This window comes from Falsiroseomonas ponticola (genome assembly GCF_016805305.1).
Classification (GTDB): Bacteria; Pseudomonadota; Alphaproteobacteria; order Acetobacterales; family Acetobacteraceae; genus Falsiroseomonas; species Falsiroseomonas ponticola.
On record NZ_JAERQN010000015.1, the window covers coordinates 1 to 26279 of the forward strand.

Annotated in this window: 21 protein-coding genes and 1 tRNA gene; 7 read left to right on the top strand and 15 right to left on the bottom strand. The window is 70.3% G+C overall.

The window, feature by feature from the left end; genetic code table 11:
* Nucleotides 1-557: 557 nt before the first annotated feature.
* On the bottom strand, nucleotides 558-1304 hold the full coding sequence (locus JJI54_RS28620) for a LexA family transcriptional regulator (protein ID WP_203076848.1): 747 nt from the start codon (nucleotides 1302-1304) through the stop codon (nucleotides 558-560).
* A gap of 45 nt (nucleotides 1305-1349) precedes the next feature.
* Between JJI54_RS28620 and JJI54_RS28625 the strand changes: the two genes are divergently transcribed.
* Complete coding sequence (locus tag JJI54_RS28625) at nucleotides 1350-1562, top strand: helix-turn-helix domain-containing protein (protein ID WP_203076849.1); 213 nt, start codon at nucleotides 1350-1352, stop codon at nucleotides 1560-1562.
* Nucleotides 1563-1988: 426 nt separating this feature from the next.
* Here the strand turns inward: JJI54_RS28625 and JJI54_RS28630 are convergent, their stop codons facing one another.
* Entirely contained in the window at nucleotides 1989-3626 is a 1638-nt protein-coding gene (locus JJI54_RS28630; protein WP_203076850.1) for a GMC family oxidoreductase, read from the bottom strand.
* Between the two features lie 147 nt (nucleotides 3627-3773).
* On the opposite strand from JJI54_RS28630, the gene JJI54_RS28635 reads away from it, so the two are divergent.
* From JJI54_RS28635 to JJI54_RS28655, 5 genes are all read left to right on the top strand, one after another.
* The gene (locus JJI54_RS28635; protein ID WP_203076851.1) at nucleotides 3774-4937 is read left to right on the top strand and encodes a multidrug effflux MFS transporter; all 1164 of its coding nucleotides are present in this window, start codon (nucleotides 3774-3776) and stop codon (nucleotides 4935-4937) included.
* 248 nt (nucleotides 4938-5185) lie between these two features.
* On the top strand, nucleotides 5186-6433 hold the full coding sequence (locus JJI54_RS28640) for an NAD(P)/FAD-dependent oxidoreductase (protein WP_203076852.1): 1248 nt from the start codon (nucleotides 5186-5188) through the stop codon (nucleotides 6431-6433).
* A 150-nt stretch (nucleotides 6434-6583) separates the two neighbouring features.
* Nucleotides 6584-6658: transfer RNA gene (locus JJI54_RS28645), tRNA-OTHER, on the top strand.
* Between the two features lie 24 nt (nucleotides 6659-6682).
* Nucleotides 6683-7468, top strand: coding sequence for an FRG domain-containing protein (locus JJI54_RS33140; protein WP_203076853.1), 786 nt, complete (start codon nucleotides 6683-6685; stop codon nucleotides 7466-7468).
* 589 nt (nucleotides 7469-8057) lie between these two features.
* Nucleotides 8058-8273 carry a hypothetical protein gene (locus tag JJI54_RS28655; RefSeq protein ID WP_203076854.1) on the top strand — a complete coding sequence of 72 codons (216 nt, stop codon included), beginning with the start codon at nucleotides 8058-8060 and terminating at the stop codon, nucleotides 8271-8273.
* Here the strand turns inward: JJI54_RS28655 and JJI54_RS28660 are convergent, their stop codons facing one another.
* The 6 genes from JJI54_RS28660 to JJI54_RS28685 are packed head-to-tail and all read right to left on the bottom strand — an operon-like array spanning nucleotide 8274 to nucleotide 15512.
* Nucleotides 8274-9413, bottom strand: coding sequence for a 2-aminoethylphosphonate--pyruvate transaminase (locus JJI54_RS28660; RefSeq protein ID WP_203076855.1), 1140 nt, complete (start codon nucleotides 9411-9413; stop codon nucleotides 8274-8276). It abuts the gene before it with no gap.
* A gap of 47 nt (nucleotides 9414-9460) precedes the next feature.
* Nucleotides 9461-10798, bottom strand: a complete 1338-nt coding sequence (locus JJI54_RS28665; protein WP_203076856.1) for a GDSL-type esterase/lipase family protein — start codon at nucleotides 10796-10798, stop codon at nucleotides 9461-9463.
* Between the two features lie 58 nt (nucleotides 10799-10856).
* A complete protein-coding gene (locus JJI54_RS28670) occupies nucleotides 10857-11858 on the bottom strand; it encodes an LLM class flavin-dependent oxidoreductase (RefSeq protein ID WP_203076857.1) in 1002 nt (333 codons plus the stop codon).
* 20 nt (nucleotides 11859-11878) lie between these two features.
* Nucleotides 11879-12781 carry a polysaccharide deacetylase family protein gene (locus tag JJI54_RS28675; protein ID WP_203076858.1) on the bottom strand — a complete coding sequence of 301 codons (903 nt, stop codon included), beginning with the start codon at nucleotides 12779-12781 and terminating at the stop codon, nucleotides 11879-11881.
* Between the two features lie 33 nt (nucleotides 12782-12814).
* Nucleotides 12815-14518, bottom strand: a complete 1704-nt coding sequence (locus tag JJI54_RS28680) for a gamma-glutamyltransferase family protein (RefSeq protein WP_203076859.1) — start codon at nucleotides 14516-14518, stop codon at nucleotides 12815-12817.
* 13 nt (nucleotides 14519-14531) lie between these two features.
* On the bottom strand, nucleotides 14532-15512 hold the full coding sequence (locus JJI54_RS28685) for a Bug family tripartite tricarboxylate transporter substrate binding protein (protein WP_203076860.1): 981 nt from the start codon (nucleotides 15510-15512) through the stop codon (nucleotides 14532-14534).
* Nucleotides 15513-15683: 171 nt separating this feature from the next.
* Between JJI54_RS28685 and JJI54_RS28690 the strand changes: the two genes are divergently transcribed.
* Complete coding sequence (locus JJI54_RS28690) at nucleotides 15684-16739, top strand: YihY/virulence factor BrkB family protein (RefSeq protein ID WP_203076861.1); 1056 nt, start codon at nucleotides 15684-15686, stop codon at nucleotides 16737-16739.
* Between the two features lie 263 nt (nucleotides 16740-17002).
* Here JJI54_RS28690 and JJI54_RS28695 read toward each other — a convergent pair whose 3' ends face one another.
* From JJI54_RS28695 to ptsP, 7 genes are all read right to left on the bottom strand, one after another.
* Complete coding sequence (locus tag JJI54_RS28695) at nucleotides 17003-17866, bottom strand: HpcH/HpaI aldolase/citrate lyase family protein (RefSeq protein WP_203076862.1); 864 nt, start codon at nucleotides 17864-17866, stop codon at nucleotides 17003-17005.
* Nucleotides 17863-19068: a CaiB/BaiF CoA transferase family protein gene (locus tag JJI54_RS28700; RefSeq protein WP_203076863.1), complete on the bottom strand. Its 1206-nt coding sequence runs from the start codon at nucleotides 19066-19068 to the stop codon at nucleotides 17863-17865. Before JJI54_RS28700 ends, JJI54_RS28695 begins: the two co-directional genes overlap by 4 nt.
* A complete protein-coding gene (locus JJI54_RS28705) occupies nucleotides 19065-19937 on the bottom strand; it encodes an FAS1-like dehydratase domain-containing protein (RefSeq protein ID WP_203076864.1) in 873 nt (290 codons plus the stop codon). The genes JJI54_RS28700 and JJI54_RS28705 overlap by 4 nt, the downstream gene beginning before the upstream one ends.
* Nucleotides 19934-20908, bottom strand: coding sequence for a Bug family tripartite tricarboxylate transporter substrate binding protein (locus JJI54_RS28710; RefSeq protein WP_203076865.1), 975 nt, complete (start codon nucleotides 20906-20908; stop codon nucleotides 19934-19936). Before JJI54_RS28710 ends, JJI54_RS28705 begins: the two co-directional genes overlap by 4 nt.
* Nucleotides 20909-20974: 66 nt before the next feature.
* On the bottom strand, nucleotides 20975-22657 hold the full coding sequence (locus tag JJI54_RS28715; RefSeq protein WP_203076866.1) for a fructose-specific PTS transporter subunit EIIC: 1683 nt from the start codon (nucleotides 22655-22657) through the stop codon (nucleotides 20975-20977).
* 13 nt (nucleotides 22658-22670) lie between these two features.
* The gene (gene pfkB / locus JJI54_RS28720) at nucleotides 22671-23597 is read right to left on the bottom strand and encodes a 1-phosphofructokinase (RefSeq protein ID WP_203076867.1); all 927 of its coding nucleotides are present in this window, start codon (nucleotides 23595-23597) and stop codon (nucleotides 22671-22673) included.
* Entirely contained in the window at nucleotides 23597-26140 is a 2544-nt protein-coding gene (gene ptsP / locus JJI54_RS28725; protein ID WP_226382212.1) for a phosphoenolpyruvate--protein phosphotransferase, read from the bottom strand. Before ptsP ends, pfkB begins: the two co-directional genes overlap by 1 nt.
* Nucleotides 26141-26279: the final 139 nt, after the last annotated feature.

Sequence of the window (26279 nt, forward strand, 5' to 3'; positions counted from 1 at the left end):
TCATGCGCAAACTCGTCGTCATCCTGAACGCCATGATGCGCACACGACAGCCTTGGGCCACCTCCAACCACCAGACCGCCTGACCCCACCACGCCCAGCGCAAGACGGTTGCTCGGAACCCATGAGATTGGTTGGTGAAGGGAGGGGCACGGAGCGCGTTCCCGGCCTGCGGTCGCTGTGACCCGACAGATGGTCTTTCCATCCCGCGGAAACCGGGAAATGCCGGGATGGGGCGGGAGATATCGGGAAACCGGCCTTTAAGCTGAAAAAATTTGGTTTTCGCGGCTAAGCGGGTCTGCAGGGGGCCGCCAGATGGTTCTTCCTCGCCCAGTGGCCTGGCGAGCGCTGGCGCAGGGCTAACCCATTGAAGCGCCGTGAGGGCGACCCGCAAGGGTGTAAACGAAAGTGCCATGCCGTGCAGCCAGTTTACACCAGGCCTCAATCCCGCATGAAACCGCCAAAAAAACGCGGTTTCGCCCGCTCCAAGGCCCGAAGCCAGGAACAGCGAGGTGTAAACTGGAAAGAAATCCTACTTCCGAAGGTCGTTCCGGCTTCGGCTATTCCTGGACGGTCCGCGGGCGGCTGTCGAAGGCGGCCCAGAAGCGCCCGACGATGGCCAGGCGTTCGGCGTCGAGGTCCGACAGCCTGATGGGCGGAAACTCGGCAGCGTTGACGCTGCTGATCTCGATCTCGTCGCCAACCCACGCCAGTCGCTTCAGGCCCAGCTCGCCATCCAGCCGGATGCCGTAGATGGCGCGGCCCTGCGGCGGCAGGACAGTGCGCGTCAGGTCCAGGATGGCGATATCACCGTCGCGGATCTCCGGCTCCATCGAGCGGCCGCGGACGTGGAAGCCGGCGAGCGCCGATATCTGCTGATGCGCTGACCGCACGGTCGCGAGTGGCAGGTCGAAGTGCCCGATCGGCTCGCCCCATGGCCAGACGGTGCGGCCTGGACCTGCGCCCAGCTCCACCGGATAGAGCGGCACCCGGACCAGGTCGGCGGACGGCAGCGCCGTGGCATAGGGCGAGCTGCTGGTCTGAGGCCCTTCACCTGTCGCCAGCCATTCCAGCCGCACGCCGAGCGCGATCGCCAGCTTGGCAAGCTTGTCGGCGCCGGCGCGCGATCCCTTCAGGTACGCGTCGAGCAACGGCCACGAGATGCCGGCTTCGCGCGCGACCTGCGCACGGCTCCGTTCCCCTATCGCCAGCCTCAATCGCTCCGCGAATGCCGGGTCAGGCGGCACCGCAGGCTTGTGCTTTCGCACCTTCCCTTCAGAAAGGCGCTTTACATCATCTAAAGCCATTTATATCCTGTCCCTCGATTACAGGGATCAAGGGCGAGTTAGAGCATGGTTCGTCGGCTGAGGCAGCCCCTTTCAAAGACCGACTGGACGGCCCTCGACTTCTTGATCGAGCTGCGTCTGCGGGGCCTCAGCTGGGCGTCGCTTGCCCGAAAGCACGGCATGCACCCCAACACGCTGCGCACGGTGGTCGATCGGCCCTGGCCGGGCGGCGAAAAGCTCGTTGCCGCCGAGTTCGGTCTTGAGCCCGCGGTAATCTGATGGAGCAGGTGAGAGCGGAGCTGCCGGTGGACGCCCTGGTCATCGGCGCCCTCATCCCGCCGCTAGGGCAGCCTCTCCGCGAGTTGGACGGCGACGCGGCGATCAGCTTTCTGGCAGCCGAGGCTAGGCCGACGCCGTCGGGGGTTCATGACGACCGGCCGGAGACCATTCGCGCGCTACAAGGGGTGCTGTGATCGTATCCGGTATTGGGTCCTAACTGCCCAGGACAGTTTTCCGCGACGGGCCTGGTCCGCGGCTTTTGTGGCGGAAGAACCATTTGTCGCTCGGCGGAAGAACCAAACGGCGCGCTACAGTCGCGCCGAGCCCCTCCCTTCACCAACCAATAACCTCGCGGTCCAGGGGGCCGCTGCCCCCTGGCGGGGGAGAGGTCTGGAGAGGGGCGAGCAGCCCCTCTCCAGGACCCACCTACGCCGCCTCCGCCGCGCTCTCCCGCCCCCGGATGAAGTCGGCCGCGCGTTCGGCGATCATCAGGGTGGTGGCGTAGGTGTTGGCGGAGGGCATGGAGGGCATGATGGAGGCGTCCACGATGCGGAGTGATTGCATGCCGTGGACGAGGAGGCGGTCGTTGACGACGGCGGTCGGGTCCGTCTCCGGCCCCATGCGGGCGGTGCCGATGAGGTGGTAGGTGGTGCTGCCGTTCTTCTTGGCGAAGTCGAGGAGTTCGTCGTCGGACTGGGCGCTCGGCCCTGGCAGCGTCTCCCGTTCCAGGAAGCGGGAGAGTTGCGGCGTGTTGAGCATGCGGCGGACCAGGCGCATGCCGGCCAGGTGGACGCGGATGTCCATGGGGTCGGAGAGGTAGTTGGGGTTGATCTCCGGGTCCTCGAAGACGTTGGTGCTGCGGGCGCGGACCCAGCCCGTGCTTTCCGGGCGGTGCTGCCAGGAGCCGGCGGTGACGCCGGGGTAGTCGTCCAGGATGTAGACCTTGCCCTCGGCGTAGCTGCCGGGGGTGAAGACGCATTGCAGGTCCGGCTGGTCCAGGCCTTCGAAGCTTTTCCAGAAGACGTGGACGTGGGACGGGGCCGTCGCGAGGATGTTGGGCCTGCCCATCGCCCAGCGGGCGAGTTGCGCGCCGAGCTTCAGGCCGCGGCCCAATTGGTTCAGCGTCTCCACCCCCGGCTTGGCCCGCATCACGAGGCGCGATGCATAGTGGTCCCGGAAGTTGGAGCCGACGCCGCGGAGTTCATGCACGACGGGCACGCCGAGCTTGCCCAGAAGGTCCGCGGGCCCGACGCCCGAGACCTGCAGCAGCCGCGCGGTGTTGCAGGTGCCGGCGGAGATGATGACCTCCCGCCGCGCCAAGACGCGCTTCGGGGCCTCGCCCGGCCCGTGCAGGTATTCGATGCCGATGGCGCGCTTGCCCTCGAAGATGATGCGGCTGGCCCGCGCATTGGTGCGGACTTCCAGGTTCTTCCGCTGCATCGCCGGGTGCAGGAAGGCGCGGGCGGCCGAGATGCGGCGGCCGTTCCTGATGGTGCGCTGGTAGTAGCCGACGCCGGCCTGGTCGCCGGAATTGTAGTCCTTGGCGCGGGGGATGCCGAGGCCGAGGCAGCCCTCGATGAAGGCCTCCGAGACCGGGTGGATCCAGTCCATGTCCGTGACGGGGATGCCGCCCTCGGTCTTGCCGCGAGTCTCGCCGGCCACGCCGATGCGGTTCTCGCTGCGGCGGTAATAGGGCAGGCAATCCGCGTAGCCCCAGCCGCGATTGCCGCGCTGCGCCCAACTGTCGAGGTCCGCGGGCTGGCCGCGATTGTAGATCATGCCGTTGACGGAGGAGCCGCCGCCGAGGGTGCGGCCCTGGGTGGTGCTGATCCGGCGGCCGCCCGTCATCGGGATGCCTTCCGTCTTGAACTGCCAGGTGACGCCGGGGTCGGCCAGCGTCTTCACGAAGCCGGCGGGCAGGTGGATGAAGGGGTTGCGGTCCGGCGGCCCGGCTTCCAGCACGCAGACGGTGACGCCGGGGTCGGAAGTCAGCCGGTTGGCGAGGACGGAGCCGGCGGCACCGGACCCCACGATCACGTAGTCGAAGCTCTCTTCACTTGCCATGCCGGCCTGTCCCAACCCTGTCGGCGCGCAGGATAGGGACCGCCGGCGGGCCCCGCAAAGATGGGGGGCGGCGTTCATCGCCCCGTGATCGGCCACGCGGGGCGGGGCTGGCGTGCTAAGGCAGGCGGAACCCTCCCCGGATACCCCATGCCGCCCTGGCTTCCGCTTCTCCTCGGCTTCCTGACCGCCGTCGGCCCGCTCTCCACCGACATGTACCTGCCGGCCTTCCCCGCCATCGAGGCGGAGCTGGGCACGGGCTGGGGTGGCGTGCAGATCACGCTGGCGGCCTGGTTCGTCGGCCTGGCGGTGGGGCAGCTGGTGCAGGGGACGCTGGCGGACCGGCTCGGCCGGCGCCGGCCGCTGGTGATCGGCACGGCGATCTACACCCTGGCCTCCATCGGCTGCGCCCTGGCGCCGGACATGGTGACGCTGTCGGCCTGGCGGTGCCTCGCGGCCTTCGGCGGCGCGGCGAGTGCCGTCATCCCCCGCGCCATGGTGCGGGACCTGGCGACGGGGCATGAGGCGGCGAAGCTGATGTCCCGCCTGATGCTGGTGATGGGCGCCGCGCCGATCCTGGCGCCGACTCTGGGCGGGCTGCTGCTGGTGGGCGGGGGCTGGCGGACGATCTTCTGGGCCTCCGCCTTCTATGGCGCCGCGTCCTGCGTCCTGGCCTGGACATTGCTGCCGGAGACGCTGCCGCCGCATCTGCGCAGCCGCCGATCGCCACTCGGCATGGTGGCGGATTTCGGGCGCATCGCGACGGAGCGCGGCTTTATCACCCATGCGGTGATGGGCGGCACGGCGATGTTCGCGGTCTTCGCCTTCATCAGCGGCGCGCCGGACGTCTATATCCAGCAATACGGCATCGCGCCGGCGCAGTTCGGGCTGCTGTTCGGCATCAGCGCCGCGGGCTTCATCGCGGCATCGCAGGTCAATCCCTGGCTGCTGCGGCGGCTGGGCGCCGCGCGGGTGCCGATGCTGGCGCTGCGGACCAGCCTGGCCGCGGTGGCGGCGATGGTGGTGATGGCGGCGACGGGCTTCGGCGGCTTCCTCGGCATCTTCATCCCCGCCGTGGTGGCGCTGGCGAGCACGGGCCTGGTCTTCCCCAACAGCGCGGTGGGGGCGCTGGCGCGCCATGCGACGCGGGCGGGCAGCGCCTCCGCCCTGCTGGGCACGCTGCAATTCGCGCTGGCCGCGCTGGGGGCGGCGCTGGTCGGCGTGCTGAGCAATGGGACGCCGCTGCCCATGGCGGTGATGATGCTGCTGGGCGTGGGGCTTTCGATGCTGGCGGCGATGTTCCGGCCGCGCTGATCGCGGCCGGGCTGTGGCTTTTGAGCCACTAACCCTTTTAAGCCGATTATGCCGTTTATGCGCGTTTAGCACCGTTTTTCGCGTGCCGTTCCGGGGGTGCAGGCCCCGGCGGGTGGCCTCTGGACACAGGGATGGCGTTGGCGGCGAGGAACATAGCAGAAACAACTGACGAAATGCCAGCGCTTTCGGGGGGCTTTGCCCCTGCCCTACCCGGCCCTACCGTCCCCGCCATCGCATGGGGATGGGTGATGGCGGGCAAGCGGGTTCTGGTGGTCGGCGCGGGGATCGTGGGGCTGGCGCTGGCCTGGCGGCTGCAGCGCCTGGGCGCCGAGGTCGCGATCGTGGACCCGGAACCCCCTGGCGAGGGCGGTGCCAGCTTCGGCAATGCGGGCGCGATCTCCACCAGCTCCGTCGTGCCGCTGGCGACGCCGGGCGTGCTGAAGACGGTGCCGCGGATGCTGTTCGACAAGGCGGCGCCGCTGCACATCCCGGCCGGCTACTGGCTGCGGGCGGCGCCCTGGCTGGCGCGCTTCGTCGCCAGCGCCACCCCCACCAGCGTGGCGCGCGTGGCGAAGGCGCTGGACCAGTTGCTGCACCTCGCCACCGAGCAGCACCAGGCCCTGGCGCGGGAGGTGGGGGTGCCGGAGGTGCTGGTCTCCAACGGGCAGCTCTATGTCTATCGGGACGAACAGCAGCTGGCCAAGGATGCCTCGAGCTGGGCGATGCGGCGGGCGCATGGGGCGGAGGTCGTGCGGCTCGACCGCGCGGGGATCGAGGCGCTGGAGCCGGAGATCGGCCCGGCCTACCGGATTGGCATCTTCCTGCCGGACCACACGCATTGCGCCTCCCCTTTTCGATACGCGCAGGCGGTGGCGAGGGCCTTCCGCGACGCGGGCGGGGAGATCCGGCAGGACCGGGTGCTGGCGCTGACGGTGGCCGATGGCCGCGTGACCGGCGCGCAGGGCGACTACATGCACCACACGGCGGAGGAGGTGGTGGTGGCCGCCGGCGCCTGGTCCGCGCGGCTGGTGGCCCCCTTGGGCTACCGCATCCCGCTGGAGACGCAGCGCGGCTACCACGTGAACCTTTCCGATTCAGGGCTGTCGCTGCAACGCCCGGTGATCCCGGCGGACCGCAAGGTGTTCATCACGCCGATGGAGGGCGCGCTGCGCGTGGCCGGCACGGTGGAGTTCGGGGGGCTGGAGCGCGCACCGAACGAGGAACGGGCGCGGCTTCTGTACGGCGACCTGACGGCGGTGTTCCCGCAGGCGCGGGTGGAGGGCGCCGAGGGCTTCTGGATGGGACACCGGCCCTGCCTGCCCGACAGCGTGCCGGTGATCGGGCCGGCGGAGCGGGTGAAGGGGCTGTGGTTCGCCTTCGGGCACGGGCATCTGGGGCTGACCGGGTCGGCGCCGACGGCGGAGATGCTGGCGCCGGCGATCATGGGACGGCCGGGGAATGCGGATATGGGGGGGTATGCGGCGGAGAGGTTTTGAGGGGTGAAAAGCGAGGTAAGCACATAGGCACAACAGCTCTGTGCGAGGCCCATTTACCTTCACTGTCGGCTCTGAGTAATATTATAACACCGAGCTGCCCGGCGCTTCAAAGGTATCGACAAGTGCTTCTCAAAGCGTTCTAATGAGTGGGCGCTGGTCGTCTAGTGGTCAGGACCCTCGTCCCTGTGTCGAGAAACGGATGTTCGAATCGTCCCCGGCGCACCAATCGAAACTTCATAGAGCTGAGCTGTGGATAGCTTAGACGAATTTTTCGCGAGGATACAGGCCGTTCGCCGCAGGCTTGGTCTAGCAAACAGCTCTCCGTGGTTTCGAGGCCACGCTCATCCTAACTATAAATTGACACCAACATTGTTACGAGAAGACTATATACAGAAAAACAAGATAAATAACCATCTACAATTCGAAAAGAACCTAGCTTGCGAATTTATAACACGAGGTGGCAGCGAGATATCTAATCATAACGATGCGTGGGAGCTGCTTGGCCTCATGAGGCACTACGAGATGCCAACTAGGCTTCTTGATTGGACAACCTCGTTGAGCGTCGCCTTATATTTTTCATTGAATGATTTTCCAGATAATGATCGCGAGAATAATCCCCATATCTGGCTAATGAATCCTCATCTCTTAAATGAAAAAATTACTGGGAACGTTGTTGTTTTTGATTCTGTAGATAGGCTTGATCTCTCTTACTTCGATTGCCTCCTCGGAAAGTCAACATATCAGTATAACGGTCCTGTAGCGCTCCGGCTGCCCCTCTCAAATCCCCGCATCAGGGCGCAACGAGGATGCTTCACTTTTCACGGAACTGGCCTTAATGACGCTTCCATATCAGACGATAAACCTCTGAACGATTATGGGGACCGCATAGCGAAAAAAATAGATATCCCAAATCGCCTAGTTCCGAAACTGCGGTCTTGGCTTGAGCTTGATGGTGTCGACGATTATTTCATTTACCCGGAGCTACATAATCTATCCGGCAGCTTGAAGAAAAGTCTACTAAGAGGTATGAGATAATTAATCGTCGGAATTCACCGCATGTGCGAGCCCAAGCACAACATGCCTCAATATCTCGTTACGACCCAATATAATATCGCGTGATCAGTCGAAGATTTGGGAGCGGGTCTCAAAAGCCACCCTTGCGCCCGCAAAATCGTCACAAAACTATGAGAATATGGTAGATAACCTCAAGATCTTTTACGATTTACTTAACGATCTCCCGTCCGCGTTGATCGTTGCGGCGCCAAAGGCAGCCTGTTAACGCGAGCGCCTTCCTGGGGGACGCCTTGATGATGCATGTTTAGAGCATTGTGGCGGGCGACTGAAAGTGAGCCGCGGTTGCCGCAGGCGACGCCAATCTTGAAGCGGGTCACTACCGCACCATCGCCTCGCCCCAGGGCGAACGGCAGTTGATCGACGACCTCATGGCGCGCCTGCGCACGGGCCTGCCCAGCGACGGCCTATTAACTACCGGCTGACGGCGGCGGTGGAGGCGCAGTTCGAAGCCGTCCTCCGCCACAGCGTGGAACAGCATGGCATCGACGCAGCCGGCCGCTGCGCCTAACTCATCCGGGTCACCATGCACGCCCTCGGCGAGGACCCTCGATTGATCGGGTCAGCAGAGGTGCCGCGGCTTCCCGGCGTGCTCGCCTACCCCACGCGCCTGGCACGCCGCCGGGTCGATCCCAACAGCCGCGTCGGCCGCCCGCGCCATCTCATCATCTACCGCGTGGCACCCGACGGCATCGTCGTCATCCTCGGCCTGGTCCATGACCGCATGGTGCTGTCGCGCGCCGCGCAGCGGATGGCGCAGGAGGGGTGATCACCCCCTCCCCATCCCCACCACCCCCATCTCCCCCATCGTCTCCGCCAGCGCCTCCAGCGCCCGCCCGATATCCGCCTCCGTCACCACCCCGATGCAGGCGATCCGGAAGGTATTCGCCGCCGCCAGCCGCCCCGGGAAGATGATGAAGCCGCGCCGCTTCATCCCCTCATACAGCGCCTTGAACGAATACGCGGGGTCCAGCGGCTCGTGGAAGGTCGCGACGATCGGCGACGCGACCGAATCCTCCAGCAGCGTGCGAAACCCCATCTGGCGCATGCCATCCACCAGGCGGCGCCAGCTGCGGTGGTAGCGGGCGTGGCGGCCCTCGATGCCGCCTTCCTCCTCGTGCTCGCGCAGCGCCTCGGCGAAGGCCAGCAGCAGGTGCGTCGCCGGCGTGAAGCGGAACATGCCCGTGCGGTCCAGGTGCTGGTTCTGGTCCCAGAGGTCGAGCGTCAGGCTGTGGCAATTGCCCTTCGCCTCTTCCAGCGCGGATTTCTTCGCCACGATCCAGGCCAGGCCCGGCGGCGCCTGCAGCCCCTTGTTGGCGGAACAGATCACGGCGTCGAAGGACAGCGTCCTCGCATCCAGCCGGAAGGCGCCGAAGCTCGCCACCGCGTCGATCAGCAGGCCCTTGCCGAGGCGCCGGCAGACGGCGGCGATGGGCTCGATCGGGTTCAGGATGCCGGTGGAGGTCTCGCAATGCACGAGCATGACATGGGTGATGCCGGGATCGGCGGCGATCGCGGCCTCGAACTGCTCGGGCGTCGGCGGCGTGTAGGGGGCGGTGCGGAAGCTGGTGTAGGGGGTGCGGATGCGCCGCGCGATCTCCACCAGGCGGTCGCCATAGACGCCGTTGGTGTGGATCAGCAGCTTGCCATTGGCGGGGACGAAGGTGCCGATCACGGCCTCCGTCCCCGAGGTTCCGCTGCCCACCAACGGAATCGCCGTGTGCGTGCCGGCGGCGTTGCAGAGGCCGAGCAGGTATCGCCGCGACCAGGCGATGGTCTCCTGCATCTCGGCCTCGCCGGAGGCGAGGTCCCGCAGCATGGCGCGCTTCACGCGGGCGGAGAGGGTGACGGGCCCGGGCGTGAGCAGCAGGGGCTCGTCCTCGATCCGCACCGACTCAGCATGGTCCATCGCGAAAGCCTCCGCCGCCCGCGCATCGTGGCGGCGGAGGCAGCTTGCTACAAGCGCAGCGCCGCCAGGTCGATGGCGCCGGCCATGGCGACATAGCCCGCGCGGTTCGGGTGCAGCTTGTCGCCCGGGCCACCCGTGGTGCTGTCCGGCACGAATTCCGGCTTGAGCTGCCCCGTCGCGCTGTCCAGCGTCGCGCCGTCGAAATCCGCGACCGCGTCGAAGACGCCGGCATTGCGGATGAAGTCGTTCAGCGCGCGGCGCTTCTGGTCCTGCTCCGCGAAGCCATGCGCGGCGCTGGTGCTGCCGAGCGCGGTGGTGACGGTCGCGCCGATCACGCGGATGCCGGGCAGCTTCTCCCGCAGGGTCGCGACGCCGCGGCGCATGCCGGCGATCACCGCCTCGGCTGTGGCGTTGCCGTTACGGGAGAAGTCGTTGGTGCCCTCCAGCCAGATGAGGTGCGTGACGCCCGAGAGGGTGATGACATCGCGCTCCAGACGCGCGAGCGCGGAAGGCCCGCCCGGGAAGGGCGTGGCGGGCGTGTATTCCGGCGGGCCCACCACCTGGTTGCCGCCGATGCCCGCATTCACCACGGCCACGCGGTTGGGCTGGGCGGCGTGAAGGCGGCGCTGGAGCACATCGGGCCAGCGGTCATCGCCATTCATGGTGCTGGCGGTGCCATCGGTGATGCTGTCGCCGAAGCAGACGATCACGGGCGTCGCCGCCGGCATCATCATGTCCACGGCATCGAGGAAGAACCAGGAGGCGGTCGGATGCGGGAAGGCCGCATCCGTCTCCTCCGCCCCGCGCGCGCCGGCGCCGGGCGCCGTGGCGTAGGAGGTCTGGAGCGCCTTGGCGTGCCAGGTCATGGGCCCGCTGCTGCCGGCCACGTGGAAGGAGACGGCGAGTTTCCGGCCGGCCAGCAATGGCGAGGCGGGATCAGCGGCGAAGGGCAGCGCCACCGCATCGCTCCAGGCATCGCGGCCGGGGGCGATGGTGATGCTGCCCTGGCCGCCGAAGCGCACGGCCTGGCTCGTGCCGGGCATGACGGTGGCGCCGCCATGCTGCAGGCCCACGAAGACGCCATCCAGGGTCAGCGGCCTGGTGCCGAGCGCGTTGGAGAAGCGGAGGCGCGCCTGCGGGCCCCAGACCGTGGGGCGGACGATCATGCGCAGCGACTGGTCGCGCGCGCCCTCGGCCGGCGTCGGGAAGGCGAAGGACTGGTTGGGCTGGGCCGAGGGATTGCCCACGGGATAGGGTCCCTGGACGGAGGCCGCCCAGCTGGTGGCCCAGCGGCCCGGCGCGGCGGTTTGCGCCAGCGCGGGGGCGGCCGCGGCGGCGGCCATCAGCGCGCCCACCGCGCGGCGCGGCATGCGGAACTCGGACATGGTGCTTCCTCCATCGCCGCCGGGTTGGCCCCGGCGGCGAGGGGAAGGCTGGCACGCATCACGCCGCCAGGGAATGCGGCACGTCGCGCGCGACCTCGGCCAGGATGGCGAAGGAACGAAGCCGCGCCTGGTGGTCATGGATCTGCGCCGTCACCATCAGCTCATCCGCGCCGGTGCGGGCGATGAAGTCGGCGAGGCCGCGCTTCACGCTCTCCGGCCCGCCGACGATGGAGCAGGAGAGCGAATGCGACAGCATGGCCTGGGCCTGCGGGTCCAGGACCATGTCCGCGCGCGGCGGCGGCAGCTTGCCCGGCGTGCCGCGGCGGAGGTTGAGGAAGGCCTGCTGGAGCGAGGTGAACAGCAGCCGCGCCTCCGCATCGGTGTCGGCGGCGAAGACGTTCACGCCGAGCATGACATGCGGCTTGGCGAGGCGGTCACTCGGCCGGAAACGCTCGCGGTAGATCGCGACGGCATCCATCATCTGCCCGGGCGCGAAATGGGAGGCGAAGGCGTAGGGCAGGCCGAGCATGGCGGCGAGCTGCGCGCCATAGGTCGAGGAGCCGAGGATCCAGGCCTCCACGGCTTCGCCCGCGCCGGGCACGGCGACCAGGCGCTGGCCGGGCTCGGCGGGCTTGAAGTAGTTCAGCAATTCGACGACGTCGCGCGGGAAGTCCTCGACATCGCCATCGAGGTTGCGGCGCAGCGCCCGCGCCGCGAGCTGGTCCGACCCTGGCGCGCGGCCGAGGCCAAGATCGATGCGGCCGGGGTGGAGGGCGGCCAGCGTGCCGAACTGCTCCGCCACCATCAGCGGCGCGTGGTTCGGCAGCATGATGCCGCCGGCGCCGATGCGGATGGTGCGCGTCGCCGCGCCGACATGCGCCAGCGCCACCGCGGTCGCCGCGCTGGCGATGCCGACCATGTTGTGGTGCTCGGCCATCCAGTAGCGGGTGTAGCCGAGGCGCTCCGCCTGCTGGGCGAGCGAGGCCGAGTTGCGCAGCGCGTCGCCGGCGCTGCTGCCTTCGGGAATGGGGGAGAGGTCGAGGACGGAAAGCTGTGCCATGGCCCGGATATGGGGTGCCGTCAGGCCTCGGGGAAGCGGGCGATCCAGTGGCGGGCGATGCTGTCGCGCCGCGCGAACCAGGCACCGCCCTTGTCGCGCATATGGCGCAGCAGCCGGTCGAGGCCCGCGATGCGGCCGGCGCGGCCGATCATGCGCAGATGCAGGCCGATGGAGAGCATCCGCGGATGGTCGGCGCCTTCCTCCCAGAGGGCGTCATAGGCATCGACGCAATATTCCGTGAAATGCGCGGCGGTGGTGAAGCGCTGGCTGCCCTGATGGAAATGCATGTCGTTGGTGTCGAAGCTGTAGGGCAGCACCAAATGCCGCGTGGCGCCGACGCGGGTGAAGAAGGGCAGGTCGTCGCTATAGGCGTCGCTGTCATAGAGGAAGCCGCCGTGTTCCAGGAGCAGGCGGCGGGTGTTGGCGGAGGGTGCGGACCTGGTGTGCCAGCCGATCGGCGCCGTGCCGCAGGCGTCGCGGATGGCGGCGACGGCGCGGGCGATGGTGGCCCGCTCATGCGCCTCCTCCATCCCCGCATGGCGTTCCCAGCGCCAGCCATGGCAGGCGACCTCATGCCCCCGCGCCACCGCATCCTGCGCCAGCCAGGGCGACCGCTGGATGGCGCGGCCGCAGGCATTCAGCGTGGAGGGCGCGCCATGCGCGTCCAGCACCCGCATGATGCGGTGGTAGCCGACGCGGGTGCCGTATTCGAAGTGGGTGTCGCGGCAGGGATCGGGGCCGCCCTTCACCTCGTCCGTCACCTCATAGACCGCCTCGTTCCGCTCATCGCCATCGATGATGGACAGCTCCGCCCCTTCCTCGACATTGACGACGAAGGAGACGGCGACGCGCGCGCCCCCAGGCCAGCGCGGATCCGGCGGGTTGGCGCCATAGCCGAGGAAGTCGCGGGTGTCGGTGGTCAAGGGCGGGGCTCCGGCGAGTCGGGAACCCGTAGTCTATATCGCCATCGCATAGGCCGGGCGGCGCGGATCGGCGGCGGCGGCGATCAGGCCACTCGCGGTGTCGGTGCGGATCACCTCCACGCAGCCGGCCAGCGCCGTCCATTCGGGCCAGTCCGCGATGACATGGCCGCGCGCGGCCAGCGCCTCCCGTGTCTCGGCCGGAATGCGCGCTTCCAGGGAGAGGCGCCCCGGGAAGTAGTCATGCGGCGAGGAGGAGGAGGGGAAGGCATAGGTCGCGATGCGCGGCGCCTCCACCGCGGCCTGGGGCTCCATGCCGAAATGCAGGATGTTCAGAAGCACCTGCAGCATCGCCTGGGGCTGCACGTCATTGCCCGGCGATCCGAAGGGCATGATGCCGCCATCCGCCAGTTCCACCATCGCGGGGTTGGGCGTCAGCCGCGGCCGCTTGCCCGGTGCATAGCCCGCGGGATGCGTCGGATCGGGCCGGTTCTGGGAGCCTCGGCCGGAGACCATCAGCCCCGTCCCCGGCACCAGCGGCCCGGTCCAGGACCCGTCCGACGGCGTGGCGGAGACCGCATTCCCCCAGCGATCCACGACGCAGACATAGGAGGTGCCGGCCTCCACCGGCGGCTCCTCCTCCGCCGAGACCGGCGGGTTCGCATTCGCGCCGATCCCGATCAGCCGTTCCGGCATGCCGGGATGCGCGCGGCCCGGGTCGATGGCGGCGGCGCGGCGCGCGATGTGCGCCGCCGACAGCATCTCCGCGATCGGCACATCGACGAAGTTCGGGTCGCCCACATGGTATTCGCGATCGGCGAAGGCGCCCTTCAGCGCCTCCGCGATCACGTGCAGGTACTCCGGCGAATTGTGGGCCAGGCCGTCGAGGCCGTGGCGCTCCGCGATCAGCAGCGCCTCCAGCAGCGCGGGGCCCTGGCACCAGGGGCCGCAGCCCAGCACGCGGTTGCCGCGCCACTGCACGGCCAGCGCGGGTTCGATCGGGCTGCGATAGGCGGCCATGTCCGCCATGGTCAGGTAGCCGCCTTCCCGCGCCTGGAAGGCCGTGATCTCCCGTGCCAAATCGCCCTGGTAGAAGGCGGCGCGGGCGGCTTCCAGCCCGGCCTCCCGCCCCCGCCCCGCCGCGGCCTTCTCCTCCTCCATCATGTAGGCCAGCGACCGCGCCAGGTCCGCCTGCACGAATTTCTCGCCGACGCGGGGCGCGCGGCCGCCGGGGTGGAAGATCGCGGCGTTGTAGTCCCAGCGCGCGTAATCCGCCTGGCGCTTGGACAGGCTGCTGTGCAGCAGCTCATAGACCGCGAAGCCCTCCGCGGCGAAGCGCCAGGCGAAGCCCGCGATGTCGCTGAAGCTCATCGTCCCATGCCGCCGCAGCGCCGTGATCCAGGCATCGGGCGCCGCCGGCACCACCGTCCGCAACACGCCGGGCGGCATCTTGCCCCCATGCTTTTCCCGGAACAGGTCGGGCGGGATCGAGGCCGGCCACGGGCCGAGGCCGACGATCGTCTCCACCCGCCCATCCGCCATGCGGATCATGATCGGCGCCACCCCCGCGACGCTCACGATATCCGGCTGCAGCACGCCGAGCGCGAAGCCCGCCGCGCAGGCGGCATCCACCGCGTTGCCGCCGCCCTCCAGCACCGAGAAGGCCGCCGCGGTGGCGAGGTAGTGGCCCGCGGAGACGGCATGGCGCGTGCCCGCGATGGTCGGCCTGGTCAATGGCATTCGTGTGCTTCCTTCAGTCGGCGCGCGCGCCGGAACGCTTCACCACATCCGTCCAGCGGGCGATCTCCACCGGCAGGAAGGCGGCGAAATCGGCGGCGGAGAGCGAGCGCGGCCGCATCCCCGCCGCCACCATCTGGTCGCGGAAGCGCGGGCTTTCCGTCACGCGCCGGATCGCCTCCGCCGCCGTCGCCACCACCTCCGGCGGCGTGCCGGCGGGCATGGCGAAGCCGAGCCATCCGCTGGCCTCATAGGCCGGATAGCCCACTTCCGCGAAGGTCGGCACATCCGGCAGCAGCGGGTCCCTGCCCTGCCCCGTCGTCGCCAGCGCGCGGATGGTGCCGGCGCGGATGCCGGGCAGCAGCGCGTTGATGGTGTTGAAGGTCATCTCCACCTGGCCGCCGAGCAGGTCCGTGATGGCCTGCGGGCTGCCGCGATAGGGCACATGCGTGATGTCCACCCCCGCCACCAGGCGGAACAACTCCCCGGCCATATGCGTGGAGGACCCGCTGCCGGCGGAGGCCCAGTTCAGCGCGCCGGGCCTGGCCCGCGCCGCCGCCACCACATCCGCCACGCTGCGGAAGCGGCTATCCGCCCGCACCGCCAGCGCGCAATCATTGCTGGCGCCGAGCCCGAGCGGCGCGAAGCTGGTCAGCGGGTTGTAGGGCACGTCCGGGATGATCGCCGGCGCGATCGCCAGCGAGGACGAATTCACCACCCCCATCGTGTAGCCATCGCGCGGCGCCTTCGCCAGCACATCGGTGCCGAGCGTGCCGCCCGCGCCGAAGCGGTTCTCCACCACCACCGGCTGGCCCCAGGCCTCCGACAGCGCCTGCGCCACGGCCCGGCCGAGGATGTCCATCCCCGCCCCCGCCGCGGCCGGGACGATCATGCGCACGGGGCGCGAGGGCCAGGCCGCCTGCGCGCGCACCGCGCCCGGCATGGCCAGGCCGAGCCCCGCCAGCACCGCCCCGCGCCGTGTCAGAAGCACCCGCATGCGCGCCCCCTCGCCCCGTCTCGCGAAAGCCTAGTCCCCCGTCGCCGCCACGGACAATCACCGCAACCGGCATCAGCGTGATGCCGCGGCACCCGCGCCCGCCTGCCGCGTTACCCGCGCGAACGGGAACGGGGCCGCCCCATGCGCGCACAAGTGGAACGGACAAGCTGGATGATCGCCGCGGCCGCCCTCGCGGGCGCGCTGGCGCTGCAGGCGAACAGCCGGCCGCCGCCGCCCCGCCGCATCCCCGCCGGCCGCGGCACCACGCCGACCCCGCCGCAGGACAGCTCCGGCGCCGGCAGCAACGCCGCCAGCCCTTCCGAGATTCCCGCCCGCGGCTGGTGGGACATCCTGAAGCGCGCGGTGATGGAAGCCGGCAGCGACCGCCTGCTGACGGAAGCCGCGGGCGTCACCTTCTACACCCTCCTCGCCCTCTTCCCCGGCATCGCGGCCCTCGTCTCCCTCTACGGCCTCATCGCCGATCCCGCGACGGTGTCCGACCACCTCGGCGCCCTCTCCGGCTTCATCCCCGGCGGCGGCATGGAGATCATCCGCGAACAGGTCACGCGCATCACCTCGAAGGAACAGACGACCCTCGGCCTCTCCGCCCTCATCGGCCTGGCCCTATCCCTCTGGAGCGCGAACCAGGCGGCCAAGGCGCTCTTCGACGCGCTGAACGTCGTCTATGAGGAGAAGGAGAAGCGCTCCTTCATCCGCCTCAACCTGGTCAGCCTGACCTTCACCCTCGGCGGCATCGCCTTCGCCGTGCTCGCCATGGGCGCGGTCATCGCCCTCCCCGTGCTGCTGACCGCCATCGGCCTCGGCACCGCCACCGAAACCCTGCTGCGCTGGGCGCGCTGGCCCGTGCTGCTGCTGGGCATCGCCCTCGCCCTCGCCTGCCTCTACCGCTGGGGACCCAGCCGCGCGGAAGCCCGCTGGCGCTGGGTGACCTGGGGCAGCACCTTCGCCGCCATCGCCTGGCTGATCTTCTCCGCCGGCTTCTCCTTCTACGTGGAGAACTTCGGCACCTACAACGAAACCTACGGGTCGCTGGGCGCCGTCATCGGCTTCATGACCTGGATCTGGCTCTCCGCCGCCGTCGTGCTGTTCGGCGGCGAACTCAACGCCGAAGCCGAACACCAGACCGCCCGCGACACGACGACAGGACCGGAACTCCCCATCGGCACCCGCGACGCCCGCATGGCGGACCGGGTGGCGCCGGGGTGATGGTGGCGCGCGCGTGGCTTCTGGAGAGGGGCTCCTCGCCCCTCTCCAGACCTCTCCCCCGCCAGGGGGCAACGGCCCCCTGGACCGCGAGGTAATTGGTCGGTGATGGGAGGGGCACCGCGCGCCCGCGTGTTCGGAACGCGTTCCACGCCCCTCCCATCACCGACCAATCTCATGGGTTCCAAGGGCCGCCGGGCCCTTGGCGGGGAAGGGGTTCGGGGAAGGGGCGGAGCCCTTTCCCCGACGCTACCGGCGCGACACCATCACCCCCGCGCCCCCCGCGCCAGCGTGCGGCGCGCGCGTTCGACGATGGGGAGGTCGATCATGGCGCCTTCGAAGGCGACGGCGCCGAGGCCCTTCGACAGCGCGTCTTCGAAGGCGGCGATGAGGCGGCGGGCGCGGTCGAGTTCGGCGGGGGTTGCGCCGTAGATTTCGTTGATGAGGGGGACGTGGGCGGGGTGGATGCAGGAGGCGGTGGCGAAGCCGAGGTTTTTCGCGCGGGTGAGCGCGGCGCGGTAGGCGTCGAGGTCGTCGATCTGGGCGAGGGCGCCGAGGGAGCCCATGGGCAGGATGTTCGCGCTCCGGGCGGCGGCGATGCAGTGCATGGCCCAGACATACATGCTGTCGGCGGAGGGGATGCCGCCGAATTCGGTGGCGAGGTCCTCGGCGCCGACGGCGAGGGCTGCCATGCGCGGATCGGCGGCGGCGATGGCGTAGAGGTGGGGGAGCGAGGCGGCGGTTTCGGCGAGGGCCAGGAAGCGTGTGCGGCCGATCGGGATGCCGTGCGCGGCTTCGCGGGTCGCGACGACTTCGGAGAGCAGGCGGATGTGCTCCGGCCCCATCACCTTCGGCAGGATGAGGCCAGTGGCGCCGGCGGCCACCGCGGCGGCGATGTCGGGGAGTGCCAGGTCGAGCGGGCGATTGATGCGGACGATGACGTCGGCGCCGGACTGGGAGACGCGCGGCGCGGCGGCGGCAAGGGCCGCGCGGGCGGCGTCCTTCGCGTCGGGCGGGATGCTGTCCTCGAGGTCGAGGATGATGGCGTCGGCGCCGCGGGTATGGGCCTTGGCGATGAAGCGTTCGGCGGTGGCGGGGACGAAGAGGAGGGAGCGCCAGTTCGGGGTCATGCGGCGGGGGCTTTCGCGGCGCCGGCTTCCATCATCGCGGCGATCTGGGTGTCGTCGTAGCCGAGCTGGGCGAGGAGTTCGCGCGTCTGCGCGCCGAGGCGGGGCGCGGGCAGCTTGTCCTCTCGCATGCCGCCGCTGAAGCGGTTCGGGATGCGGGTGCGGCGGAGCGCGCCTTCGGTCGGGTGGTCCTCGGGCTCGAAGAAATTCACGTCGGCCAGGTGCGGGTCGGCCATCAGGTCCTCGAAGGTATTGTAGCGGGCGCAGGGGATGTCGCGCGGGCCGAGGATGGCGAGCCATTCATCGGTGGTGCGGCTGGCCATCGCCGATTTGCGGATGCTGAAGTAGTGCGCGGCGTTGGCGGTGCGGGCGCTCGCGCTGTTGAGGCGCGGATCGTGCTTGAGTTCGGGCTGGCCGATGGCGTCGAAGAAGGCGAAGGCCTGGGCGTCGGTGTTGGGGCCGATGGTGATGAAGCCGTCCTTCGTCGGCAGCGGGCGGTAGTCCGGGCTCAGCAGGCGGTTGTCGCCGGAGGGGCCGGCGGGCGGGTCGAAGGTGGCGGCGCCCATGTGTTCGCTCATGACGAAGCTGGCCATGTTCTCGAACATCGGGACCTCGATCGCCTCGCCCTTCCCGGTGCGTTCGCGGCGGTAGAGGGCGAAGCCGATGCATTGCGCGGCGATGAGGCCGGTGACGTGGTCCGTCATCACCATGGGCACGAAGCGCGGCTCGCCGGTCGCGCGGTGGAAGGTGGCGGCCACGCCCGAGAGCGACTGGATGACGGGGTCATAGGCCGGGCGGTTGGCGTAGCGGCCTTCGCTGCCGAAGGCGAGGATGCCGACATGGATGAGGCGCGGGTTCAGCGCGGCAAGACTCGCGGGATCGAGGCCGAGGCGTTCCAGCGCGGCGGGGCGGACATTGCTGACGAAGACATCGGCGCTTTCCAGCAGCCTGCGCATCGCCGCCATGCCGTCCGCCTGCTTCAGGTCCAGGCAGATGGAGCGCTTGTTGCGGTTGAACTGGATGAACTTGCCGGACATGCCGGGGTTGCGGCTGCCCTGCGCCAGGCGGCGGAGGATGTCGCCTTCCGGTGGTTCCACCTTGATGACGTCGGCGCCCTGGTCCGCCAGCATCCGCGTGCAGATCGGCCCGACGACGACGGAGGTGAGGTCGATGACGCGGATGCCCTCCAGCGGCCCGCCGCTCATGCGCCGCACTCCACGGTCATTTCCGCGGCCTGGTGGCCATCCTTGTCGGCGACCCAGGCGCGGATGGTGGTGCCCTCGGCGGCGCCTTCGAAGCGCGCGGTATCGCCGACGAAGAGCGGCCGCATGAGGCGGGCGGAGAAGGCGCGCAGCGCGCCGGGCGCGCGCTTCAGGGCGGAATCGAGCAGCAGGTGCATGGTGAGGCCGCCATTCATGACGACGCCGGGATAGCCCTCCGTGCCCCTCGTGTAGTCCGCGTCATAGTGGATGCGGTGGGCGTTCCAGGTGATGGCGCCGTAGCGGAAGACCTGGACGGGATCGAGCAGCGTCGCGTCCGACCAGGCGGCGCCGGCGGGCGCGGGGATGGGCGCGGTGGTGGTGCTCGCGGCACCGGGCGGCACGGCTTCGCGGTAGATGGCGTCGAACTCGTCCACGGCCAGCGTCTCGCCGCGCGCGGTGATGGTGTGGCGCATCGTCAGCACCACGATGGTGCCGCTGCGCGCGGCCTTGGGCGCGATGCCGGCGACCTCCACCGTTTTCGTCGCATCATCGCCGACGCGGAGCGCGCCATGCACCTGCACGCGCCGGCCCGCGCCCATGCGTCGGGGCAGCGGGATGGGGGGCAGGAACTCGCCCTTGCGGGGATGGCCGTCCGGGCCGATGGCGGAATGCCGCGCCACGTCGCTGAAGAAGAGGTTGAACCAGTGGGAGGGGATCTCGCTGCCCTCCTTGAACGCATCCGGGTCCAGGTCGAAGGTGCCGGCGATGCGGCGCACCGCCGCCAAGGCGATGCGCTCCTCCACCACGCGCTTGCGGCCGATCCAGCCGGCCAGTTCCGGCATGGCGGCGGCAACGTCCTCCGCCGCGCTCATTCCGCGACGAGCCGCAGGCGGCGGACGAGGGCAGACCAGACCTCGCCGCGCTGGCGGAGGAAGGCGCCGAATTCCTCGGGGGTGTTGGGGGAAGCGGGGTCGGCGCCGACGCGGAGGAAGCTTTCGCGCACGCTCTCGGTGCGCAGCGCGTCGTTCAGTGCCTCGTTCATGCGGGTAATGATCTCGGCGGGCGTGCGGGCGGGGACGGCCAGGCCGAAGGCGTTCACTGCCTCATAGCCCGGCAGGGTTTCGGCGACGGTCGGCACCTCCGGCCATTGCGGGTTGCGCTGCGTGCCAGTGACGGCCAGCGCGCGGATGGCGGGGTTGCCCTTCACGGGCTCGGCTTCCGGCAGGCCGAGGCTGCGCGCCTGCACGCGGCCGGCCAGCAGATCCGTCATGCCCTGCGTGGATTGCCGGTAGGGGACGTGGACCATCTCGATCCCCGCCTTCTCCGACAGCAATTCCATGGAGAGATGCGTGGTCGCGCCGACGCCGGAGGAGGCGTAGTTGATCCGCCCCGGATTCGCCTTCGCATAGGCGATGAATTCCGACAGCGTCCGCACGGGCAGGCTGTTGTGAACGAGGATGACGTTCTGCGCGGTGGTGAACAGCCCGATCGGCGCGAAGTCCCGCTGCCAGTCATAGCTGAGGGTCCGGTAGAGCACGGCGTTGACGCCGCCGAGCGGCCCCGTCGAGCCCACCATCATGGTGTAGCCATCGGCGGGGGCGCGGCTGACGATCTCGGCGGCGAAATTGCCGGCCGCACCCGGGCGGTTATCGGCCAGGACGGGGGTGCCGAGGCGCTGCGCGATCGCCTCCCCGATCAGGCGGGAGACGACGTCGGTCTGCCCGCCGCCGCCATAGGGGATGACGAGCCGGATCGGCCGTTCCGGCCAGGCGGCCAGCGCCAGGCGCGGCGCCGCCAGGGTGAGCGCGGCGCCAAGCGCGGCGCGCCGTCCGACCTGGACCATGCTTCGCTTCCTCCTGTCTTGTTGGAGGAAGCCTAGGCCAGGGACGCCGCGCCGCGCAGCCCCCCGTTATGCGATCGCTGGCTTCTTCAGAACGCGCAGCATCAGCGCCGTGACCACCGTGCCCGCGACCAGCGCCACGATGTAGCCCAGCAGATGGCTGACCGCATTCGGGATGGGCAGGACGAAGATGCCGCCATGCGGCACGCGAAGCTCCGCCCCCACCATCATGGACAGCGCGCCCGCCACGGCCGAGCCCAGGACGAGGGAGGGGATCACCCGCAGCGGGTCCTTGGCGGCGAAGGGGATCGCGCCCTCGCTGATGAAGGCCAGGCCCAGCACGCCGGCGGCGGGTGCCGCTTCCCGCTCCTCCGCCGTGAAGCGGTCGCGGAACAGGTAGGCGGCGAGGGCGAGGCCGAGCGGCGGCGTCATCCCCGCCGCCATGGCGGCGGCCATGGGCGCATAGACCTCGCTCGCGATCAGCCCCGTGGAGAAGGCATAGGCCGCCTTGTTCACCGGCCCGCCCATGTCGAAGGCCATCATGGCGCCGATGATGAGGCCGAGCACGATGGCGCCGCTGCCCTGCATGCCGCGCAGGAACTCCGTCAGCGCGGCGAGCGCCGACGCCACCGGCCCGCCGGCCACGTAGATCATGAAGAGGCCCGTCACCAGCGCGCCCAGCACGGGCAGGATGAGGACAGGCTTCAGCCCCTCCAAGGTGCGGGGCAGTTTCAGGTTGCTGTTGAGCCAGGCGACGAAGTAGCCGGCCACGAAGCCCGCCACGATGCCGCCGAGGAAGCCGGCATTGAGCTGCCCCGCGATCATGCCGCCGATCATGCCGGGCGCGATGCCGGGACGGTCCGCGATGGAATAGGCGATGTAGCCGCCGAGCGCCGGCACCATCAGCGCCAGCGCCGCGCGGCCGCCGATCTGGAACAGCGCGCCGGCGAAGGTGCCCTTGTGGGCGTCGTCGAAGGCGTAGATGCCGCCAAACGCAAACGCCAAGGCCACCAGCAGCCCGCCCGCCACCACGAAGGGCAGCATGAAGGACACGCCCGTCATCAGGTGCTTGTAGGGGCCGGTCAGCTGCTTCCTGCCCGGCGCGGGCGCCGCGGCAGCGCTGCCGCCCTGGACCGTCGCCTCCGCAAGCGCGCGCTGCACCAGCGCCTGGCCGCCATTGATGGCGGGCTTGGTGCCCGACAGGAACACGCGCTTGCCGCCGAAGCGCGAGAGATCGACCTGCGTATCGGCCGCGATCAGCACCAGATCGGCCGCCGCGATGTCCTCGGCCGTCAGCGTGTTCTGCGCGCCGACGGAGCCCTGCGTCTCCACCTTGATGCTGTGGCCGAGCGCCCTGGCCGCACCCTCCAGCCCCTCCGCCGCCATGAAGGTGTGCGCGATGCCGGTGGGGCAGGAGGTGATGGCGACGATGCGCTTCGCGCCAGACGCTGCCGGCATGGCGGGCGACAGGGTGCGGTCCAGCACCGCGACGGCATCGGCCAGCACATCCTCCACCTTCGCGCGGATGGGCTTGAGGCCAGTCAGCGCCTCCGGCGGCGCGGCATCGCCGACCAGCAGCAGGGCGTCGGCCTCCGGCCGGGCGGGCAGCGGGTGCAGCACGCCGGTGGGGGTGCGGACCTCCACGGTCAGTTCACGGCCGCCCTTCCTGGCGGCCTGGCGCAGCGCTTCCGCTGCCAGCATGGCCTGGACGGGGTTGTCGCCCCCCTCCACCACCGCGATCACGCCGGACATGTCTGTGCCTCCCTCAGGCGATGGGTTCGGGGCGGAGCGTGGCGGCGATGGCCTCCACCGCCGCGCGGCCGGGAATCTGGGCGCCGGTCTTCTGCAGCTTGCCGGCGGCGAAGGCGGTGGCGCGGGCGGCGAGTGCGGGCAGCGGCAGGTCCTCCGCCAGCCCCGCGACGATGCCCGCCACCATCGCATCCCCCGCGCCGACGCTGCTGGTCACGGGCATGGCGGGCGGATGGATGCGCAGCGCGGCCTCCGCCGTGACGAACAGCGCCCCCTCCCCCCCCATGGACACCACGACGAGGCCGACGCCCCGCGCCACCAGCCGCCGCGCGGCGCCGAGCAGCGCGCCGGCATCGGGCAGCGCATGGCCGGCGAAGCCTTCCAGCTCATGCCGGTTCGGCTTGATGGCATGCGGCATCACGGGCCCCGCGAGCAGCGCCTGCAGCGCCGCGCCGCTGGCATCCGCCACCACCCGCACGCCGCGCGCCGACAGCGTCGCGGTCAGGCTCGCATAGATGCCGGGCGCGACGCCTTGCGGCAGGCTGCCGGACAGCACGGCGATGCCCCGCGCGCGCTGGACCTCCGCGATGCAGGCCTCGATCGCGGCTTCGTCCGGCGCCAGGCCCGGCAGGTTGATATCCGTCGTCTCCCCGCTCGACCGGTCCAGCAGCTTGATGTTGCTGCGCGTCTCCCCGGGGATGCGGATGCAGCGATCCTCGATGCGCTTTTCCGCGAACAGGGCGCGGAAGATCGAATCATTGCCGGCGCCGAGCAGGCCGGTGGCGGTGACCTCCGCCCCCCAATCCGCCAGGCAGGCCGCGACGTTGATCCCCTTCCCCGCCGCGTGGCGTTCCTGGCCGAGCGCGGCATTCACCGCGCCGGGGCGGAGCGAGGGCAGCGCCACCGTGACGTCGATGGCGGGGTTGAGCGTCAGCGTCAGCATCACGCCGCCGCCTGCTCGGCCGGCGCCAGGCCGGCTTCCAGCGCCCGCACCTCCTCCGCCGTGGCGCAATCCAGCGCCTGCGCGGCCAGCGCCTTCAGCTGCGCCAGCGTCGCGCCGCGCAGCATCGCCTTCACCGCCGGGATGTCGCGCGGCGTCATGGACAGCTCCCGCACGCCGAGGCCGGCCAGCAGCGCGGCGCCGAAGGGATCGCCCGCGAGCCCGCCGCAGACGCCGGTCCATCTGCCCGCGCGCTCCGCCGCCTGCACCGTCATCGCGATCATGCGCAGCACGGCGGGATGAAGGCTGTCGGCCTCCGGCGCCAGCTCCGGATTCTGGCGGTCCATGGCGAGGACGTATTGCGTCAGGTCGTTGGTGCCGATGGAGAAGAAGTCCACATGCTTCGCCAGCGCATCCGCCTGCACGGCGGCGGCCGGCACCTCCACCATGATGCCGACCGGCACCTCCGGCGCGCCGATGGCGGCGCGGATGCGGTCGCAGGCCGCGCGCAGCGCCAGCACTTCCGCGACCGAGGTCACCATGGGGAACATGATGGAGAGCTGGCCGCCCGCGGCGGCGGCGCGGTACAGCGCGCGCAGCTGCGGCTCCATCAAATCCGGCCGGCGCAGCAGCAGCCGCGCGCCGCGCACGCCGAGGAAGGGGTTCGCCTCCACCGGCAGGCGGAGATGCGGCACCTGCTTGTCGCCGCCGATATCCAGCGCGCGGACGATCAGCGGCTTGCCCGGCAGGGCCTCGATCATCGCGCGATAGGTGGCGAACTGGCTCTCCTCATCCGGCGTGACGCCGGATTCGAGGAACAGGAACTCGGTCCGCATCAGGCCGACGCCTTCCGCGCCCTGGGCGAGGGCGAAGGCGGCCTGCTCGGGCAGGTTGATGTTGGCCGCGACCTCGATGCGCGTGCCGTCGCGCGTCGTCGCGGGTTCCGCGCGCAGGGCTTCCTGCCGCGCGCGCGCCGCCGCCTGGCGGGCGATGAAGGCGCGGGCGGCGGCCAGGTCCTGCTCCCCGGGCGCCAGGTGCAGGCGGCCGGCGCTGCCATCGATGATGGCCTCCGTCCCCGGCTTCAGGTCCATCAGCCCCGCGCCCCCCGCGACCAGCGCGGGCACGCCCAGCGTGCGCGCCAGGATGGCGGTGTGGGAGGTGGGGCCGCCCGTGGCGGTGGCGAGGCCCACGACGCGATCGGGGTCGAGCCCCGCGGTGTCCGAGGGCGAGAGATCCTCCGCCACCAGGATCACCTTCCCCTCCGGCAGGTCCGACAGGCTGCCGCCGGCGAGCGAGGGATCGATTTGGCCGAGTACGCGGCGCCCGACATCGCGCAGATCCGCCGCGCGGCCCGCCAGCACGGGGTTGCCGAGCGCCGAGAGGGAGGCGGCGACGCGCTGCACCGCCTGGTGCCAGGACCAGGCCAGGCCATGGCCCTCCACCATCAGCTGGCAGGTGGTGGTGATCAGGTCCGGGTCGTCCAGCAGCCCGGCCTGCGCCTTGAAGATGGCGGCATCGGCGGCGCCGAGGCGCCGCGCCGTGTCATCCTCCAGCGCCGTCAGCTGGGCGCGGGTGGCGCGGATGGCGTGTTCCAGCCGGGCGCCTCCCTCGGCCAGCGGCAGGGGCTGGTCGGGGATGGCGGCGTCCTGCGCCGCCAGCAGGTGGATGCGCCCGATCGCCAGGCCCGGGCTGGCGCCGATGCCGGCCAGGGTGATCAGGCTGCCCGCGGGCTCCCAGCCCCTGGTCGCGGTGGCGGCGCGGCGCGCGGCGAGGGCGGCATCCGCCTTCTCCTGCGCCGAGAGCCCCGTGATGGTGGCGCGGAAGCGGGCGAGCGCCGCGGTGGCGTCACGCCCCTCCGCCGAGACGGTGATGGCGTCCCCGGGGCGGAGCCCGAGCTGCAGCAGCGCGATCAGCGCGGAGGCATCGGCGGCCTGCGCGCCGTGGCGCACCTGGATGCGGGCGCCGGTGGCGCGCGCGGCCTCCACCCAGCGCGTGGCGGGGCGGGCATGCAGGCCCGTGGGGTAGTCCAGCACCCAGTCGAAGCGCTCCGCCAGGTCCGTCGCGGGGGCGGCGGCGGGCTCGGGGGCCTCCGCGCCCAGCGCGGCGATGATCGCGGCGGGGTCGGTCACGGTGAAGAGCCGCGCGAGCGAGGCCTCGTCCTGCATCAGCCGCGTCAGGCGGCGCAGGATGGCGATGTGTTCGTCCGACGCCGCCGCGATGCCGACGATGAGATGCGCGCGCTGGCCGGGATTCCATTCGATGCCGTCCCGCACCTGCAGGATGGCCAGGCCGTTGCGGCGCACCAGGTGGCGGTCGGCCGCCATGCCATGCGGGATGGCGACGCCATGGCCGAGGAAGGTGTTCGCCGCCTGCTCCCGCGCCGCCATGCTGGCGGCATAGCCGGGATCGGCGCAGCCGGCGGCGGCGAGCATCTGGGCGAGCTGCTGGATGGCATCGGATTTGTCGGCGGGACGGGCATCGAGGCGCACCAGCTCCGGCGCGATGGCCATGCCGGGGGCCTGGGTGGGGGGCGCTGTGTTCGCCATGTCGGACGTTCCTGCCTGCGTTGCGGCGAGTGAAAACGTTTCCACTCGACCTGTCAAAGATTTTTTGGCGCCCGGGCGGGTCACGCCTGGAATAGGCGTTGAAGCGCCGCCCCGCGGGCGCCATGCTTCGCCGCGCACC